Below are 15,072 nucleotides of genomic sequence, written 5' to 3' on the forward strand. Positions count from 1 at the left end.
TCAGCCTTTCGGAACGCCCGCATTCGAGCGGGCGACAGCTGGCTCCGAGCGTACAATCGGCGGCTCGGGCATGACGAACTTTGTGGGAGGTTCTCGGCCGCGCCGCACCTCACGGCAGAGGTTTGAAGCCCTCGGCCCGCACCCTCCACTTGCCGTTCTTGGGAAAGCCCGGCGCCGGTCCGGTCGAGCCGTCCCAGCCGCCGGCCATCATCGCCACGGCCGCCAGCAGCGAACCGTTGGACGGGAAATAGGTCTCGGCCGCCCGCAAATAGCCCGGTCCGTCCTGCCCAACGGGAGCGCCCGCCGGCGCGCCGGCTCCCGCCGACGTCGGCACGAAGGCCTGGGCATGGGCGTCCAGGTGCACGCGCGGCGTCATGCCGCTGACGCCGAACTTGTTGTTCTTGGCGTCGAAGAACAGCCAGTCAACCGCCTTGTCCGGCTCGCCCAGGCGCGCCGCGGTCATGGCCACCATCGGATAGTCCCAGCCCCAGGTCTGGCGCAGGTCCCAGTCGCTTTCGACGGCCCGCAGGGTGCGCCGCATGGTCTCCTTGTCGACGCCCTTTCCCGGCAGCAGGCCATAGGCCATCAGGAACGAGGGGTGGTCGCGGTTCAGGCACTTTTCCTCAACCGCGTGGCGCGAGCATTCGGCGCTTTTGGCCACGTCCCAGAAGTCGGGCGTCGACTCGGTCGGCAGGTAGAGGCCGTCCTTGGTGGCCAGGGGCGCCAGGCCCTTGATCACCGCGTCCCATTCAGGCTTGCGCGCCAGGCCTCGACGCTCGCGCCAAGCCTGGGCCGTCTCCAGCCCCCAGCGGTAGTATTCCAGCTCGAAGGCGGGGTTGAAGGTGGTCAGGGGGTCGTAGTTCTCCTGCACCGGGATGATCGGCGGGCCCAGCACGAAGCGGCCCTTGTCGTCGCGGTGCGGGAAGCTGGCCAGCAGGTCGGCCGACTGCTCGACCAGTTCGCCGTACCGGGCCAGGGTCGCCTTGGTCGGCTTGTCGCGCCAGACCAGCTCGGACATCCAGATCGGGTGCGGCTGCTGCCACATGATGAACGGCGAGACCTTGCTGGGACTGTCCACCCCGTCGGGCCCGACCATCTTGGGCCACCATGCGCCCTTCAGGCCATGGCTGGCGGCGCGAGCCTGGGCTTCTTTCAGGTGGCCCAGGTACCAGGGCAGGCTGCGCTCCAGATATTCGGGCCGGTTCCACAGCGCGAAATGCCCAGCGTGCCAGGGGTGCATCTCGAGATGGAACTTGCCGTTCCAGCTGTTGGAGAACAATCCCTCCTCCTGCGGCGGGACCTCGCCGGCGGCGTTCAGGGCCATCAGGTACTGCGATAGCACCACCCGGCGCTCCAGTTCGGCCGCGCGGGGATCGGTGCTGCCGCTGAAGTCGACCGCCGCCCCTTGCGTCCAGTAGACCTTCCAGTGGTCGCGCACGGCCTGGTCGGCCGTCGCCAGCGCCGGCAAGGCCGGCAGGGCGGCGCGGGAAAAGGCGACCTCCAGGCCCAGAGTCGTGCTCTTGGCCCGAGGCGCGACCTTGAACCCGTGCGGCCCGTCGGGCGTGAAACTGACGGCCTGGTCGGCCTGCAGCGCCGCGAAATAACGGGTCTGGTCGATCTGGCGGGCGAGGCTCAGCGTCTTGCTCCCCTCCCCCGTCACCTTGGTCTCGTGGCCGCCAGGATTGGACCAGTCGGACGGATCGGGATTGAGCGACTTCGAGACACCGGGGAACTTCACCGACAAGCCCAGCCGCCCCTGCGACACCAGGGCCGAATCGACATCGACCACGATCATGTCCAGCGTCGGATGCACGCGGGTGCGCACCGTCACCGCCTCGCCGTCATAGACGAACTTGCTGGTTAGCACGCCGGTCCAAAGGTTCAGGTCCTGCCTCGTCTGGGTGATGTCCTCGAACCGCGCCGGCTGGCCGGCCTTCGAGCGCAGGTCCAGCGCCACGCGGCCCAGCGAGAAGCGGTGCGGATTCTCCCGCAACCAGGCCAGGGCCGGCCGGGTCGCGGCCTCGTTCCAGTCCTTCATGTAGGCGTAGGGCTGTTTCGTCCCGCGCACGTCGATCGGCGTGGTCCCGTCGGCATAGGTGTAGCCGTCGGGATTGGGAAAGCTATGCCAGGCCCACTGGGCCTCGGTCAGCAGCGGCGCGATCTTGGAATAGGCCTCTGGAAAGGTCTGCAGGCCGGTGATGTCGGCCGTGAAGCCGATCTGGCCGTTGCCGACCATCAGCGGCGCGGAGGGATCGACCCTGGTCAGCCGGATGTCGTGACGGCTGACCAAGGCGTGGCGGTCGATCGGCTGGGCCAGTACGGGGCCGCCCAGGGCCAGGACAGCCAGGCCGGCCAGTAGCGCGCGTCGCATCGTTTCTCTCCCAAACTGAAAGCGGAGACCATCGGCGCCGACCCGAACGCCGCTCCAGCGCGTCGGCCGGACGGTTCGGTTCGCGCGCTCGATTGACGCTCATGGTTCCATTCTGTAGGAATGTTTCTCATATTGTGAAAGTCCACCGCAAGCCTTCTTGTGCCTGGACGGGCGTTCAGCGTCGGGGGAATCATCGTCATGGCCGGATCGAGCGTCGCGTGAGCGCCTACGCCAATCCCTATCTTGGCCGCTTCTCCGGCCGCGCGGCGGTGGTCACCGGCGGGGCCTCGGGCCTGGGCAAGGCCGTGGCCGCGCGGATCGTCGCCGAGGGCGGCCAGGTCAGCCTGTGGGACCTGGACGCCGAGGGCCTGAAAGCCGCCGCCGCCGAGGTCGGGGCTCTGCACACGGTCGCCCTGGACGTCTCCGACGAAGCCGCCGTCCTGGCCGCCGGTCACGCCGCCAACGAAGCGCTGGGCCGCATCGACATCCTGGTCGCCTCGGCCGGCATCACCGGCGCCACGGCTCCGGTCCACGACTACCCCACCGACAGCTGGAAGCGGGTCTTCGACATCAACGTCAACGGCGTCTTCTACTGCTGCAAGGCCGTGGTCCCGTTCATGCTGGCCAACGGCTATGGCCGGATCGTCAACGTCGCCTCGGTGGCCGGCAAGGAAGGCAACCCCAACGCCGGCGCCTATTCGGCGTCGAAGGCCGCGGTGATCGGCCTGACCAAGTCGCTGGGCAAGGAACTGGCCACCCAGGGCGTGATCGCCAACAGCCTGACCCCGGCCACCTTCGAAAGCCCGATCCTGGAGCAGCTGCCGCCCAGCCAGGTCGCGTACATGAAGGGCAAGATCCCCATGGGTCGCCTCGGCGAAATCCACGAGAGCGCGGCCATGGTCTGCTTCATGGCGTCCGAGGAATGCAGCTTCACCACCGGCGCCACCTTCGACACCTCCGGCGGCCGCACCACGTTCTGACCGGTCGCGACCTGGAAGACCAGGCGATCCAAAAGGGAGACGACACCATGGGCGATCAGCCGATCCGCCGGACGCGAACCGCGAAGGGATCCCGCGCATGACCCCCAATCCCCTGCTCGGCGTCCTCTTCCACTGGCTGGGCGGCCTGTCGTCGGCCAGCTTCTACGTGCCCTATCGCGGCGTGCGCCGCTGGTCGTGGGAGATCTTCTGGCTGACGGGCGGCCTCTTCTCCTGGCTGCTGGCGCCCTGGCTGTTCGCGTCCATACAGACCGAAAACCTGATGGGCGTGATGGCCCAGGTTCCACCCAAGGTCGCGGGCCTGTGCATCCTGTTCGGCGTGCTCTGGGGCTTCGGCGGCCTGACCTACGGCCTGACCATGCGTTATCTGGGCCTGTCGCTGGGCATGGCCGTGGTGCTGGGCCTGTGCACGGTGTTCGGCACCCTGATCCCGCCGCTAGTGCAGGGCGACTTCGCCGACAAGCTTTTGGCCACCCCTTCGGGCCGGATCATCCTGCTGGGCCTGATCGTCACCCTGGCCGGCATCGTCGTCGTCGCCTGGGCCGGCGCCAAGAAGGACGGCGACCTGTCGCCGGAGCAGAAGAAGAAGGCTGTCGCCGAGTTCGACTTCAAGAAGGGCATCGCCGTGGCGGTGTTCTCGGGGATCATGTCGGCCTGCTTCGCCTTCGGCCTCTCGGCCGGCGAGCCGGTCAAGGTCCTGTCGGCCGCGGCCGGCACCGGCCCGCTGTGGACCGGCCTGCCGACCCTGTGCCTGGTGATGTTCGGCGGCCTGATCACCAACGGCCTGTGGTGCGCCTGGCTGATCTTCAGGAACCGCAGCGCCGGCCAATGGCTGGGCGCCGCCAGCCTGGCCGAGGCGGCCGACAAGCCTCGGACGGCGACCCTGAAGCGCTCGCCCCTGCTGGCCAACTACCTGCTGTGCGCCGTGGCCGGCACCGCCTGGTACTTCCAGTTCTTCTTCTACACCATGGGCGAAAGCCAGATGGGCCGGTTCGGCTTCTCCAGCTGGACCCTGCACATGGCCTCGATCATCATCTTCGGCACCCTGTGGGGCTTCGCCTTCCGCGAATGGAAGGACGCCCGGCCCAGGGTCAAGGCCATGGTCTGGACCGGCGTCGCTCTGCTGGTCGGAGCGACCGTGATCATCGGCTATGGCAACCGACTGGGCGCCTGAGCTCGGCGGATCGAAGAACGACCGGCCCGCGCCTTTGAGGCGCGGGCCGGTTTCGTTTACGCAGGCCGTCAGTCGACGATCGCGCTGGCCTCGCGCACCGGAGCGACGTCGACGCCGCGCGCCAGCAGGCTGGTGCGGCGGCTATAGGCCAGATAGACGACCAGACCGATCACGTTCCAGATCACGAACCGGATCAGGGTCGCGGACGGCAGGCTGATCATGAAATAGAGGCAGCCGACCACCGCCAGCGGGCCGACGACCCAGGCCGCCGGGCAACGGAACAGTCGTGGCAGGTCCGGCCGGCGCACGCGCAGCACCATCAGGCACACCGCCACGCAGATGAAGGCCAGCAGCGTGCCGGCGTTGGATAGCTCGGCGATCTGGTCCAGCGGCAGGAACCCGCCGACCGCCGCCACGACGGCGCCGGTGATCAGGGTCAGGGTGACGGGCGCGCCGCTCTTGGGATGCAACCGGCCCATGCCGCGCGGCAGCAGGCCGTCGCGCGCCATGACGAAGAACACCCGCGTCTGGCCGAACATCATCACCAGGATGACGCTGGGCAGGGCGATGATGGCCGCGGCGGCGATGCCGAAGGCGGCGGCGGGATGGCCCAGGCCGCGCAGGATGAAGGCCAGCGGCTCGCTCGACCGGGCGAACTCGGCATAGGGCCAGGCCCCAACCGCGCAGGCGGCGACCAGCATGTAGATCGCCGTGCAGATCACCATCGAGCCGATGATGCCGATGGTCAGGTCGCGCTTGGGGTTCTTGACCTCCTCGGCCGAGGTCGAGACCGCGTCGAAACCGAAGAAAGCGAAGAACACGATGGCGGCGGCGGCCATCACGCCGCGCGGATGGCCCGCCTCGGTGTGGGCGGCGAAACCATAGGGCATGAACGGCGTGAAGTTGTGGCCCTTGATGACCGTGAAGGTCAGGCCGACGAACACCGCCAGGGCGACGATCTTGATCACCACCAGGCCGATGTTGAGCGTGGCGCTCTCGCGCGCGCCCTTGGCCAGCAGGGCGGTGACGGCGACGGTGATCAGCACGGCCGGCAGGTTGATGATCCCGCCGGCGTGCGGGCCCGCCAGGATTTCGGGCGGCAGATTGATCCCGACGCTCTTGAGCAGGCCGACCATGTAGCCCGACCAGCCGACGGCCACGGCCGCGCAGGTGACGGCGTATTCCAGCACCAGGCTCCAGCCGACGATCCAGGCCAGGCCCTCGCCGAGCACGGCATAGGCGTAGGTATAGGCGCTGCCGGCGGCGGGGATCAGGGTCGCGACCTCGGCATAGGCCAGGGCCGCGAACACGCACAGGACGCCGCAGGCGGCGAAGGCCAGGATCACCGCCGGGCCGGCCCGCTCGGCGCCGATGCCGGTCAAGGTGTAGATGCCCGTGCCGATGATGGCGCCGATGCCCAGGGCCAGCAGGTGCGGCCACGACAGGGTCGGCTTCAGCCGACGGTCGGCCTCCACCGAGACGATCGCGTCGAGCGCCTTGCGGCGGGTCCAGAAGTTCATGCGATTACCCCCAGGGTGGTCTTTGACGGGCCGGAGACGACCGGCCGGGATGATGAGGAAACGGACCTCACGACGAACCGAACGGCGCGTCGATCGACGGCGAGGGCTCGGTGAACCACGCCGCCCCGTCCTCGGTGACGTGGAAATGGTCCTCCAGCCGCACGCCGAAGCGGTCGGGGATGACGATCATCGGCTCGTTGGAAAAGCACATGCCCGGCGCCAGGAGCGTCGTGTCGCCGCGCACCAGATAGGGTCCTTCGTGAATCGACAGACCGATGCCATGGCCGGTGCGATGGGGCAGCCCCGGCAGGACGTAGTCAGGGCCCAGGCCGTGGCGTTGCAGAACCTGGCGCGCGGTCTCGTCGATGACCTCGCAGGGCACGCCCGGCCGCACAGCGGCGAAGGCGGCGGCCTGGGCCTCGTGCTCGATGTCCCAGATCCGGCGATGCTCGTCGCCTGGTTCGCCAAACACATAGGTGCGGGTGATGTCGGCGTTGTAACCCTCGACCTGGCAGCCGGTGTCGATCAGCACCAGCTCGCCCTCCGCCAGCGCCTGGTCGCCCGGCAGGCCGTGCGGATAGGCGGTGGCGCGGCCGAACTGCACGGCGCAGAAGGTCGAGCCGCCGTCGGCGCCCGCCGTGCGGTGGGCGGTGTCGATGAACCGCTTGACCGCGCTGGCGGCGATCCCCGGCGCCAGGATCGCCGCGGCACGCCGGTGGACGTCCAGGGTGATGGCCTTGGCGTAGTGCATCAGAGCCAGCTCCGCCGGCGACTTGAGGGCGCGACAGCCGTCGATCACCGGCGTGGCGTCGATCGCCCGCAGCGACGGCGCGGCCTTGCCCAGGGCGCTGAACAGCAAGAACGGCGCGGCCGGGTCCAGCGCCAGGACGTCGGCGCCGATTTCAGCCAGCGCCCGAGCCGTCAGGGCGGCGGGGCTGTCGTGCTCCTGCCAGAGGCGGATGTCGGCCTCGATCTTCAGGTCGGCTTGCAGCGATCCCAGCTCGAAGGCCGGGCAGATCATGATCGGCCGTCCCTTGCGCGGCAGCAGCAGGGCCACCAGGCGCTCGGTCGCGCCCCACGGCACGCCGGTGAAGTAGCGCAGGCTGGCTCCGGCCCCGATCAGGAGCGCGCCGGCGCCCAGGGCGGCGGCGAGCCCCCTCGCCCGCTCCAGCCTCGCCTCGTATTCGGCGGCGGCGATGGCCGGCGGCCGTCCGGGGCGAGGCGACAAGCCCGCCAGCTGCAGGTCCATGGTCGAGCCGCCGACGCCCAGGGTCATGCCGCGTTCCTCTTGCGTAGGTCGCGCCCTCGCGCGAACCGGTCCAGGTCAAAGGGGGTCAGGTCGACCGCCGGGGTCGCGCCGCCCATCAGGGCCGCGACCAGCTCCCCGGTCACCGCCGCCAGGGTCAGGCCCAGATGCTGGTGACCAAAGGCGTAGTAAAGATTGTCGGCCCGCCGGCTGGCGGCGATGGCCGGAAGATAGTCAGGCAAGGTCGGCCGGGCGCCCATCCATTCGGCGATGGGGCCCTCCATCCGCACGCCCAGCTCGGCCAGATGGCGACGCAGGCGCGCCCACTTGCGAGGATCGGGGGGCGAGGATTCGCGGCCGAACTCCACGAAGCTGGCGGCCCGCAGCCGGTCGCCGAACCGGGTAAGGATCAGCGAGCGGTCCTCGAACACCACCGGCGGCAGGTCGCCCCAATGGTCCGCCCCGCCTTCCAGGTGATAGCCGCGCTCGGCGATCACCGGCGCCGCATGGCCCAGATCGCGCAGCAGCACCCCCGACCCCACGCCGCCGGCGACCAGCACCCGCTCCGGCGCCAGCCATTCGCCGTCCTCGAGCAGGACCTGGACACGCCCCTCGACGGTTCGCAGCCGTACGGCGCGACCGGTCCGCCGCTGTCCGCCGAGGGCCGTGAAAGCCTCGTCCAGCAAGTTCAGGACCAGGGCGGGATCGCGGACCTGCCCAGTGTTTTCGAATTGCACCCCACCGGCGATCGGCGCCCTGACCGATTGGCGCAGACGGTCCGCCAGGGAATCGGACAACACCCTCAGGCGCGCCTGGCCGATGTCGGCGGCGCGCCACGTCTCAAGACCGGCGCGCGCGGTGTCCGGCCGCTCCCAGACGACGACGTGACCGTGCTCAACAAGCAGGTCGGGACGGCCCAGGCTGGCGGCCAGGCGCCGCCAAGCCGGCAGGGCGTCCTGGAGCAGGCTGCCCAGGGCCCGCTTGCCGTGGGCCGCGCCTTCCGGGGTCGAAGCCCTGACAAAGCGCGCCGCCCAGGGTCCCCAGGCGGCGATGTCGGCCAGGCGAAAATCCAGCGCGCCGCCCAGCGGGAACAGGCGGCGGAACGCCGAGGCCAAGGCGGCGGGCGAAGCCAAGGGCTCGACCTGTTCCAGCGCGATATGGCCGGCGTTGCCGTAGGAAGCGGGCCGTGACGGGCTTTGCGGATCGAGCGCCAGCACCGTCTCGCCGGCGCGACGCAGCGCCAGGGCGCAGGCCTTGCCAACAATCCCACCGCCAATCACCAATGTTCCGGCCGCCTGTCCCACCTGGGCTTTACCTCCGTATCGCCATTTCGTATACCGTAGACGAAGCAGTTAGAGGTGCAAGCCGTATGAGCTCCATGAATTGGTCGGGCGTGTTCCCGGCCGCGACGACCCAGTTCAAGACCGACCTGTCGATCGACATCGACGCCAGCCAGCAGGTGCTCGACGCCCTCGTCCGCGACGGCGTACACGGCCTGGTGGTCCTGGGCACCTGCGGCGAGAACAATTCGCTTGAGGCCGACGAAAAGCGCCGGGCTCTCCAGGCCGCGGTCGAAGTGGTGGCCGGTCGGGTCCCGATCATCGTCGGCGTCTCGGAATTGACCACCTCACGCGCCGCCCTGTTCGCCAAGGACGCCGAAACGCTGGGCGCCGACGCTCTGATGGTCCTGCCCGCCATGGTCTATGTGCCCACCGAGGCCGAACTGGAGGCCCACTTCCGCACCGTCGCCCAAGCGTCCGGTCTGCCGATCATGCTCTACAACAATCCGCCGGCCTATCGCGCCGCGATCACCTTGGACGTGCTGGCGGGCCTGGCCAACGAGCCGACCATCGTGGCGGTCAAGGAAAGCGCGCCCGATACGCGCCGCTTCACCGACCTGGCCCGCGCCTTCGGCGACCGCTTCATCCTGATGGCCGGTCTCGACGACGTCGCCCTGGAGGGCCTGCTGATGGGCGCCCGCGGCTGGGTCTCGGGCCTGACCAGCGCCTTCCCGCAGGAATCGGTGGCCCTGGTCGCGGCCGTCGATCGCGGCGACCTGGAGGAAGCCCGCCGCATCTATCGCTGGTTCATGCCGCTCCTGCACCTGGACGCCGAGCACGACCTGGTCCAGTCGATCAAGCTGGCCGAGCAGATCATGGGTCGCGGATCGGAACGGGTGCGTATGCCCCGCCTGCCCCTGGCCGGCGCCCGCCGCGCCCAGGTGATCGCCATGGTCGAGGAAGCCGCCGCCACCCGGCCGCTCCTGACCCAGGCAGCCGCCTAGTCGTCAGCGTTCAAGCGTAGGAGGAAGTCCATGCGTCACACGTTCTTCTGCATCGACGGCCACACGGCGGGCAATCCCGTGCGTCTGGTAGCCGGCGGCGCCCCGCTGCTGCGCGGCGATACGATGAGCGCGCGACGGCAGGACTTCCTCGCCCGCTTCGACTGGATCCGCACCGGCCTGATGTTCGAGCCGCGTGGCCACGACATGATGTCGGGCGGCTTCCTCTATCCGCCCACCCAGCCCGACTGCGACGCCGGCGTCCTGTTCATCGAGACCAGCGGCTGCCTGCCGATGTGCGGCCATGGCACGATCGGCATCGTCACCTTCGCCCTGGAGAACGGCCTGATCACCCCGCGCGAGCCGGGCAAGCTGCGGCTGGAGGTGCCGGCGGGGGTCATCGACATCGCCTATGAGACGACGGGCGACAGGGTCACGGCGGTGAAGATCCGCAACGTCCCGGCCTATCTGGCCGAGGAAGGGATCGCCATCGACGTGCCGGGTTTCGGCCCGCTGATGGTCGACGTGGCCTATGGCGGCAATTTCTACGCCATCATCGAACCGCAAGGCGCCTACGCCGGCATCGACGCCCTGGGGGCGGCCGAGATCCTGCGGCTCAGCCCGATCGTCAGGACCCTGGTCCGCGACAAGGTCGAGCCGGTTCATCCGCTGGACCCGACCATCCGCGGCGTCAGCCACGTGCTGTGGGCCGACGCGCCCCGTGCTCCGGACGCCGACGGCCGCAACGCGGTGTTCTATGGCGACCGCGCCATCGATCGCAGCCCCTGCGGCACGGGCACCTCGGCCCGCCTGGCCCACCTGGCGGCCAAGGGCCGGCTCAAGGTCGGCGACGCCTTCGTGCACGAGAGCATCATCGGCAGCCGCTTCGTCGGTCGCGTCGAGGCCCAGGTCGAACTGGGCGGACGGGCCGCGATCGTCCCCTCGATCCAGGGGTCGGCGATCGCCACCGGCCACAACATCCTCTGGATCGACCGCGCCGACCCGTTCTGGGCCGGCTTTCAGGTGATCTAGACTCCCGCCGACCGGCGGCGTCTAGTATACGATAAGGCTCGCACCGCACGGGGGCGGTCCGCCAAGAGGTTCAGCCTGCGCCCATGAACATCGTCGTCCGCACGCTGTCCGATCAGACCTACGAGATCGTCAGGCGCCGCATTCTGGTCGGCGCGATGCAGCCCGGGACCGCCGTTCGCCAGGATGTCATCGCCGCCGAACTCGGCGTCAGCAAGATTCCGCTGCGCGAGGCCCTGGGCCGCCTGGAGCAGGATGGCCTGCTCAGCTCCTACCCCAACCGCGGCTACGTGGTTCGCGACCTGTCCACCGACGAGGCCAGCGAGGTCTTCGCCCTGCGCCTGAAGCTCGAGCCGGGCGCGGTCGCCGAGGCCTGCCTGCGCGCCACGCCCGCCGACCACGCCGCCGCCGAGAAGGCGCTGTCGGCGCTCGAGGCCGAACTGGCCAAGCCGGACGGCGACCATGTCAGCTTCAACCGCGCCTTCCACCTGGCGCTGGTGCGGCCGGGCGGGCACATCACCTTCCAGCTGATGGAGCGGCTGCAGATCCTGGCCGAACGCTATGTGCGGGTGCACCTGGAGCCGATGGGGCGCGACGAGCGGGCCAGCCAGGAGCATCGCGAGATCCTCGCCGCCTGGACGCGTGGCGACGCCAAGGCTGTCGAGGCGCTGACCGTCAACCATATCCTCGGCACGCTGGCGGACCTGAAGCAGCAGCTGTCGGTCTGACGACTCGCAAATCTCTGATTTCAGACGGTGACCCGGGGATTTTTCGGGGCGTCGACGCGCGCCCTCTTTCCGATAGGGACGCAAGGCTCGTCGCGAGCGCCTAAATTGTCCGACTTATCAGAAGGATAACGTCGGTCTCCTTTGCAGGACAAGCGCAAGGAAAGGCGTTTTCTCCCTGCCCCTGACCGGAATTGGTCACGCTGCGCCTATTCCCAGAATGACGCGCTCCAGCCGTGCCCATAATGCTCGCAGTCCCTCGCGCGGGCTTCTAAATCCACAAAAACTCTACAAAAACAACTTACTGCATGGACACCAGTTCGGCATCTCGGGTTTGCGGCAGGACCGGTACCCGCCGCGGCATTTGTCAGATCGTCGAATGTATATTGTATAATCTTTTTGACGCGACCTCGCGGATATGTCCAATTTGCGACCTGGTAATTGTCAGGGGAGAGGACAGTCCATGAGCAGCAGGCACGCCATGATGGCGGCGACGGCCCTAATCGCGATCACCCTGTGTTCGCCGGCCGTCGCACAGGACATCAAGTCAACCGAGGCGCCGGCCAACGCGACCGCCAACGACGACGCCAAGACCGACGATGCGACGCAGGTCGACACCGTCATCGTCAAGGGCATCCGGGGCAGCCTGGACGCGGCCACGAAGAGAAAGAAGAATTCGGCCCAGATCGTCGAATCCATCGAATCCGAGGACGTCGGCAAACTGCCCGACAACAACGTTCCCGAAGCCCTGTCGCGCGTCACCGGCGTCCAGATCGAGCGCATCCATGGCGAAGGCACGAACATCACCATCCGCGGGATGCAGGGTGTCTCGACCACCATCAACGGCAACAGCAACAGTGTCGGCGAAGGCCGGTCGGCCAATCTGGCCGACATCCCCGCCGAACTGCTGAAATCGGTCCAGGTCTACAAGACCCGGACGGCCGACCAGGTCGAAGGCGGCATCGCCGGCACCGTCAATGTCGAACTACGCCGTCCGCTAGATCTGAAGAACGGCCTGACGGTCGCCGGCAGCCTCAAGAACGTCTACGGCAGCACCGGCGACACCAAGAGCCCTTACGCCAGCCTGCTGGTCGGCGACCATTTCGACACCGGGATCGGCGAGATGGGCTTCCTGATCAACGGCTCCTACACCAAGAACAACTACGAAGAAGACTTCGTCGAGAGCGAGTCGCCCAATACGTTCTTCGGCACGACTCAGGCGTCCCTGCCCGCCAATCAGCAGAACATCATCGCGCCCTATGCGGTGAACTACGGCGTCGAGACGGGCAAGATCACCCGCCCGTCGATCAACTTGGTGGGCCAATGGCGCGCCAACGAACACCTGGATTTCGTCATCGAGGGTTCGTACTTCGGCAGCAAGGAAAAGCGCGCACGCGACCGCCTGCACGTCACCACCCGACAGGACGGCCACACGGTGTCGAACGTGGTCCTGGCCGACGACGACCGCACCGTGCAGTCCTTGACCCTCAGCCGCGCGGCCGGCGTCGACGCCAGCGCCCAGTCCTACTATGAGGAAGTCACATCCAACAACTACACGACCAATGCCGAGATGCATTGGCACAATGACAGGCTCCAGATCAACGCCTCGACGCAGTACAACTGGAGCGATACAAAATATTACGGCGTTCTGACCCTGTCGCACTTCCTGGACGCCGGCGGTAATCCGATAAACACCATCAATGTCGATTTGAACTCCGACAAGGTGCCGGGCCGCGGCCCCTATATCACCTTCCCCACCACCGACCTGTCGAAGATCAACAACTACCAGCTCTTCCAGACGCACGACGAGCGGACCTACGCCAAGAGCCATGAATTCGTCGCCGCCACGGACGCGACCTACCGCCTGAGCGAGGACAAGTTCTTCCGCAGCGCGATGGTGGGTCTGCGCTACAATGATCGCCATACCACCCGCGACTACGGCTATCGCGACACCTTCCCAACCAGCGGCCTGGCCAATTTCGCACAGGGCGTCGGTGTCGAGCGGTCGAAGCTCGAGGTCGGAGACTTCTCGCCGTCCTGGTACCACCTGTCCGGCAAGGACATCATGGCCAACCTGCCCGCGTTCCGCACCGCCGCGGGCTGGGACACCGAAAAGCCGCCCAGCAACCTGGGTCAGAGCTATGTCGATGACGAGAAGTCCCTGGCCGGCTTCTTCAACCTGAACTACGGGGTCAAGAGCCGCTTCCCGATCGACGGCGTGTTCGGTGTCCGCGTTGTCAAGACGAAGGGCACGATCGAGAGCACCAAATACTCGATCGAGAAGTCGCCGACGCCGGAAGACCCCGGTCGCGTCGTGGTCATCACCACACCGACCACTGGGGGCGGCGACTATGTCGACGTGCTGCCCAGCCTGAACGGCGTCATTCACTTCACGCCCAAGGTCCAGTTGCGCCTAGCCTACACCTACAACATCCAGCGCCCTGACTTCCTGCAGATGTCCTCCTGGAAGACGATCGACACGCTCGCTGGCCGGGTCGACTCCGGCAATCCGGACCTCAAGCCGAACCGCTCGCAGAACTACGACGCCTCGCTGGAATACTATTTCGGTCGCGGCGGAATCGTCTCGCTCGGCGCCTTCCTCAAGAAGCCCGACGCCTACATCTATTGGGCCTCGCGCACCGAGTTCGTCCCGGAACTGGGCAAAGACGCGATCGTCTCCAAGGTTCGCAACGCGGGCCCGGGAACGTTCCAGGGCTACGAATTCAACACCTCCGGCTTCTTCGATTTCCTGCCGGGCAAGCTGCATAACTTCGGCGCCAGCGCCAACTTCACCTACATGGCCAAAGCCACGATCGAATACACCGACTTCACGCCGGAACAGCGGCTGATCCCGGGCGTCTTCGATGCCGACAGCACCTCGAAATATACCTACAATCTGGCGTTCTATTACGACACGCCGCAGTTCAGCGCCCGGGTCGCCTACAACTACCGTGATCGCTACAAGATCACGGTCTATCAGGACAATCCCGAATACTCACCGTACAACAACGCGACCTCGCGCCTTGATGCGGCTGTCAACTGGACGCCGCTCAAGCAACTGACGCTCAGCGTCGAGGGCACCAACCTGACCAAGGAAAACAACAACGTCTATTGGGGCCAGAACCGCATGCTGCCCCTGGGCGCCAGGGTTCAGGCTCGGACCGTGCAGATCAGCGCCCGCTTCCGGTACTAGGTTTAAATATAGGTGTCTCGTATCGATACGTACGGGCGCTTGTAAAACTCAATTTTATACAATTCATCCGCCCGATCTCCATTTTGAGTTCGGGCGGATTTTTGTTGACTCAATTTAAGATTGAATTGTAGTTTTAAGTGGTGACGAACAGTCACTCTTTCCGATGGGATGATTAGAATGAAGAAGCTTGCTCTTCCGCTTCTATTGCTGACGCTCGCATCGTCGGCGGCAAATGCTCGTGATCCGGTGTCAGACGCGATGTCGGCTTGCATGAACAGCGCCAACACCACGTTCATGTTGGAAGACAACATTTGCATGAGCCGCTTCGGGAACGCGACAAGCCCCAACGTTCCGGAGTTGATGAAATGCAAAGACTATGCGAGAGCTAAATATCTGAACGCGCAATTGAATTGCCAGAAAATCATCGGCTAATCTCGCTAATGACTTCACGGCAGCCCTCCACGGGGCTGCCGTTTTCACAGAGAAGATATCGCGCTCGCGAACGGCTCGCTCAGGCTGGAGGAGCACGCGTTGG

General features: G+C 66.9%; 11 protein-coding genes. 7 read left to right on the forward strand and 4 right to left on the reverse strand.

The genetic code is table 11. The annotated features are described in order from the left end of the window. Positions 1 to 109: 109 nt before the first annotated feature. On the reverse strand, positions 110 to 2,371 hold the full coding sequence (locus tag ACSQ2G_RS02440) for a hypothetical protein (protein WP_436027972.1): 2,262 nt from the start codon (positions 2,369 to 2,371) through the stop codon (positions 110 to 112). Positions 2,372 to 2,589: 218 nt separating this feature from the next. Between ACSQ2G_RS02440 and ACSQ2G_RS02445 the strand changes: the two genes are divergently transcribed. Further along, positions 2,590 to 3,351 (forward strand): SDR family NAD(P)-dependent oxidoreductase, encoded by a 762-nt coding sequence (locus ACSQ2G_RS02445; RefSeq protein ID WP_436027973.1) that lies wholly within the window; start codon positions 2,590 to 2,592, stop codon positions 3,349 to 3,351. Positions 3,352 to 3,448: 97 nt separating this feature from the next. Then, positions 3,449 to 4,543 carry an L-rhamnose/proton symporter RhaT gene (rhaT, locus tag ACSQ2G_RS02450; protein ID WP_436027975.1) on the forward strand — a complete coding sequence of 365 codons (1,095 nt, stop codon included), beginning with the start codon at positions 3,449 to 3,451 and terminating at the stop codon, positions 4,541 to 4,543. A gap of 68 nt (positions 4,544 to 4,611) precedes the next feature. Here rhaT and ACSQ2G_RS02455 read toward each other — a convergent pair whose 3' ends face one another. The 3 genes from ACSQ2G_RS02455 to ACSQ2G_RS02465 form a co-directional block, all read right to left on the reverse strand. Then, a complete protein-coding gene (locus ACSQ2G_RS02455) occupies positions 4,612 to 6,063 on the reverse strand; it encodes an amino acid permease (protein ID WP_436027977.1) in 1,452 nt (483 codons plus the stop codon). A gap of 67 nt (positions 6,064 to 6,130) precedes the next feature. Beyond that, positions 6,131 to 7,339, reverse strand: a complete 1,209-nt coding sequence (locus tag ACSQ2G_RS02460) for a M24 family metallopeptidase (protein WP_436027979.1) — start codon at positions 7,337 to 7,339, stop codon at positions 6,131 to 6,133. After that, positions 7,336 to 8,589: an NAD(P)/FAD-dependent oxidoreductase gene (locus ACSQ2G_RS02465; protein WP_436028911.1), complete on the reverse strand. Its 1,254-nt coding sequence runs from the start codon at positions 8,587 to 8,589 to the stop codon at positions 7,336 to 7,338. Before ACSQ2G_RS02465 ends, ACSQ2G_RS02460 begins: the two co-directional genes overlap by 4 nt. A gap of 89 nt (positions 8,590 to 8,678) precedes the next feature. Between ACSQ2G_RS02465 and ACSQ2G_RS02470 the strand changes: the two genes are divergently transcribed. The 5 genes from ACSQ2G_RS02470 to ACSQ2G_RS02490 all read left to right on the forward strand — a co-directional run bounded on the left by ACSQ2G_RS02470 (position 8,679) and on the right by ACSQ2G_RS02490 (position 14,969). Continuing rightward, positions 8,679 to 9,593, forward strand: coding sequence for a dihydrodipicolinate synthase family protein (locus ACSQ2G_RS02470; RefSeq protein ID WP_436027981.1), 915 nt, complete (start codon positions 8,679 to 8,681; stop codon positions 9,591 to 9,593). Positions 9,594 to 9,623: 30 nt separating this feature from the next. After that, on the forward strand, positions 9,624 to 10,622 hold the full coding sequence (locus ACSQ2G_RS02475; protein WP_436027983.1) for a 4-hydroxyproline epimerase: 999 nt from the start codon (positions 9,624 to 9,626) through the stop codon (positions 10,620 to 10,622). Positions 10,623 to 10,705: 83 nt separating this feature from the next. Continuing rightward, entirely contained in the window at positions 10,706 to 11,347 is a 642-nt protein-coding gene (locus ACSQ2G_RS02480) for a GntR family transcriptional regulator (RefSeq protein WP_436027985.1), read from the forward strand. A gap of 460 nt (positions 11,348 to 11,807) precedes the next feature. Next, positions 11,808 to 14,537, forward strand: coding sequence for a TonB-dependent receptor (locus ACSQ2G_RS02485; RefSeq protein WP_436027986.1), 2,730 nt, complete (start codon positions 11,808 to 11,810; stop codon positions 14,535 to 14,537). Positions 14,538 to 14,714: 177 nt separating this feature from the next. Continuing rightward, positions 14,715 to 14,969: a hypothetical protein gene (locus tag ACSQ2G_RS02490; protein WP_436027988.1), complete on the forward strand. Its 255-nt coding sequence runs from the start codon at positions 14,715 to 14,717 to the stop codon at positions 14,967 to 14,969. Positions 14,970 to 15,072: the final 103 nt, after the last annotated feature.

This window comes from Caulobacter sp. LjRoot300 (assembly GCF_964253875.1).
GTDB lineage: Bacteria > Pseudomonadota > Alphaproteobacteria > Caulobacterales > Caulobacteraceae > Caulobacter.

Bases quoted from the DNA above. Each gene is read 5' to 3' on its own strand.
- ACSQ2G_RS02485 (WP_436027986.1), top strand. From the start codon at position 11,808: ATGAGCAGCAGGCACGCCATGATGGCGGCGACGGCCCTAATCGCGATC.
- ACSQ2G_RS02480 (WP_436027985.1), top strand. From the start codon at position 10,706: ATGAACATCGTCGTCCGCACGCTGTCCGATCAGACCTACGAGATCGTC.
- ACSQ2G_RS02475 (WP_436027983.1), top strand. From the start codon at position 9,624: ATGCGTCACACGTTCTTCTGCATCGACGGCCACACGGCGGGCAATCCC.
- ACSQ2G_RS02455 (WP_436027977.1), bottom strand. From the start codon at position 6,063: ATGAACTTCTGGACCCGCCGCAAGGCGCTCGACGCGATCGTCTCGGTG.
- rhaT (WP_436027975.1), top strand. From the start codon at position 3,449: ATGACCCCCAATCCCCTGCTCGGCGTCCTCTTCCACTGGCTGGGCGGC.
- ACSQ2G_RS02460 (WP_436027979.1), bottom strand. From the start codon at position 7,339: ATGACCCTGGGCGTCGGCGGCTCGACCATGGACCTGCAGCTGGCGGGC.
- ACSQ2G_RS02490 (WP_436027988.1), top strand. From the start codon at position 14,715: ATGAAGAAGCTTGCTCTTCCGCTTCTATTGCTGACGCTCGCATCGTCG.
- ACSQ2G_RS02440 (WP_436027972.1), bottom strand. From the start codon at position 2,371: ATGCGACGCGCGCTACTGGCCGGCCTGGCTGTCCTGGCCCTGGGCGGC.
- ACSQ2G_RS02470 (WP_436027981.1), top strand. From the start codon at position 8,679: ATGAGCTCCATGAATTGGTCGGGCGTGTTCCCGGCCGCGACGACCCAG.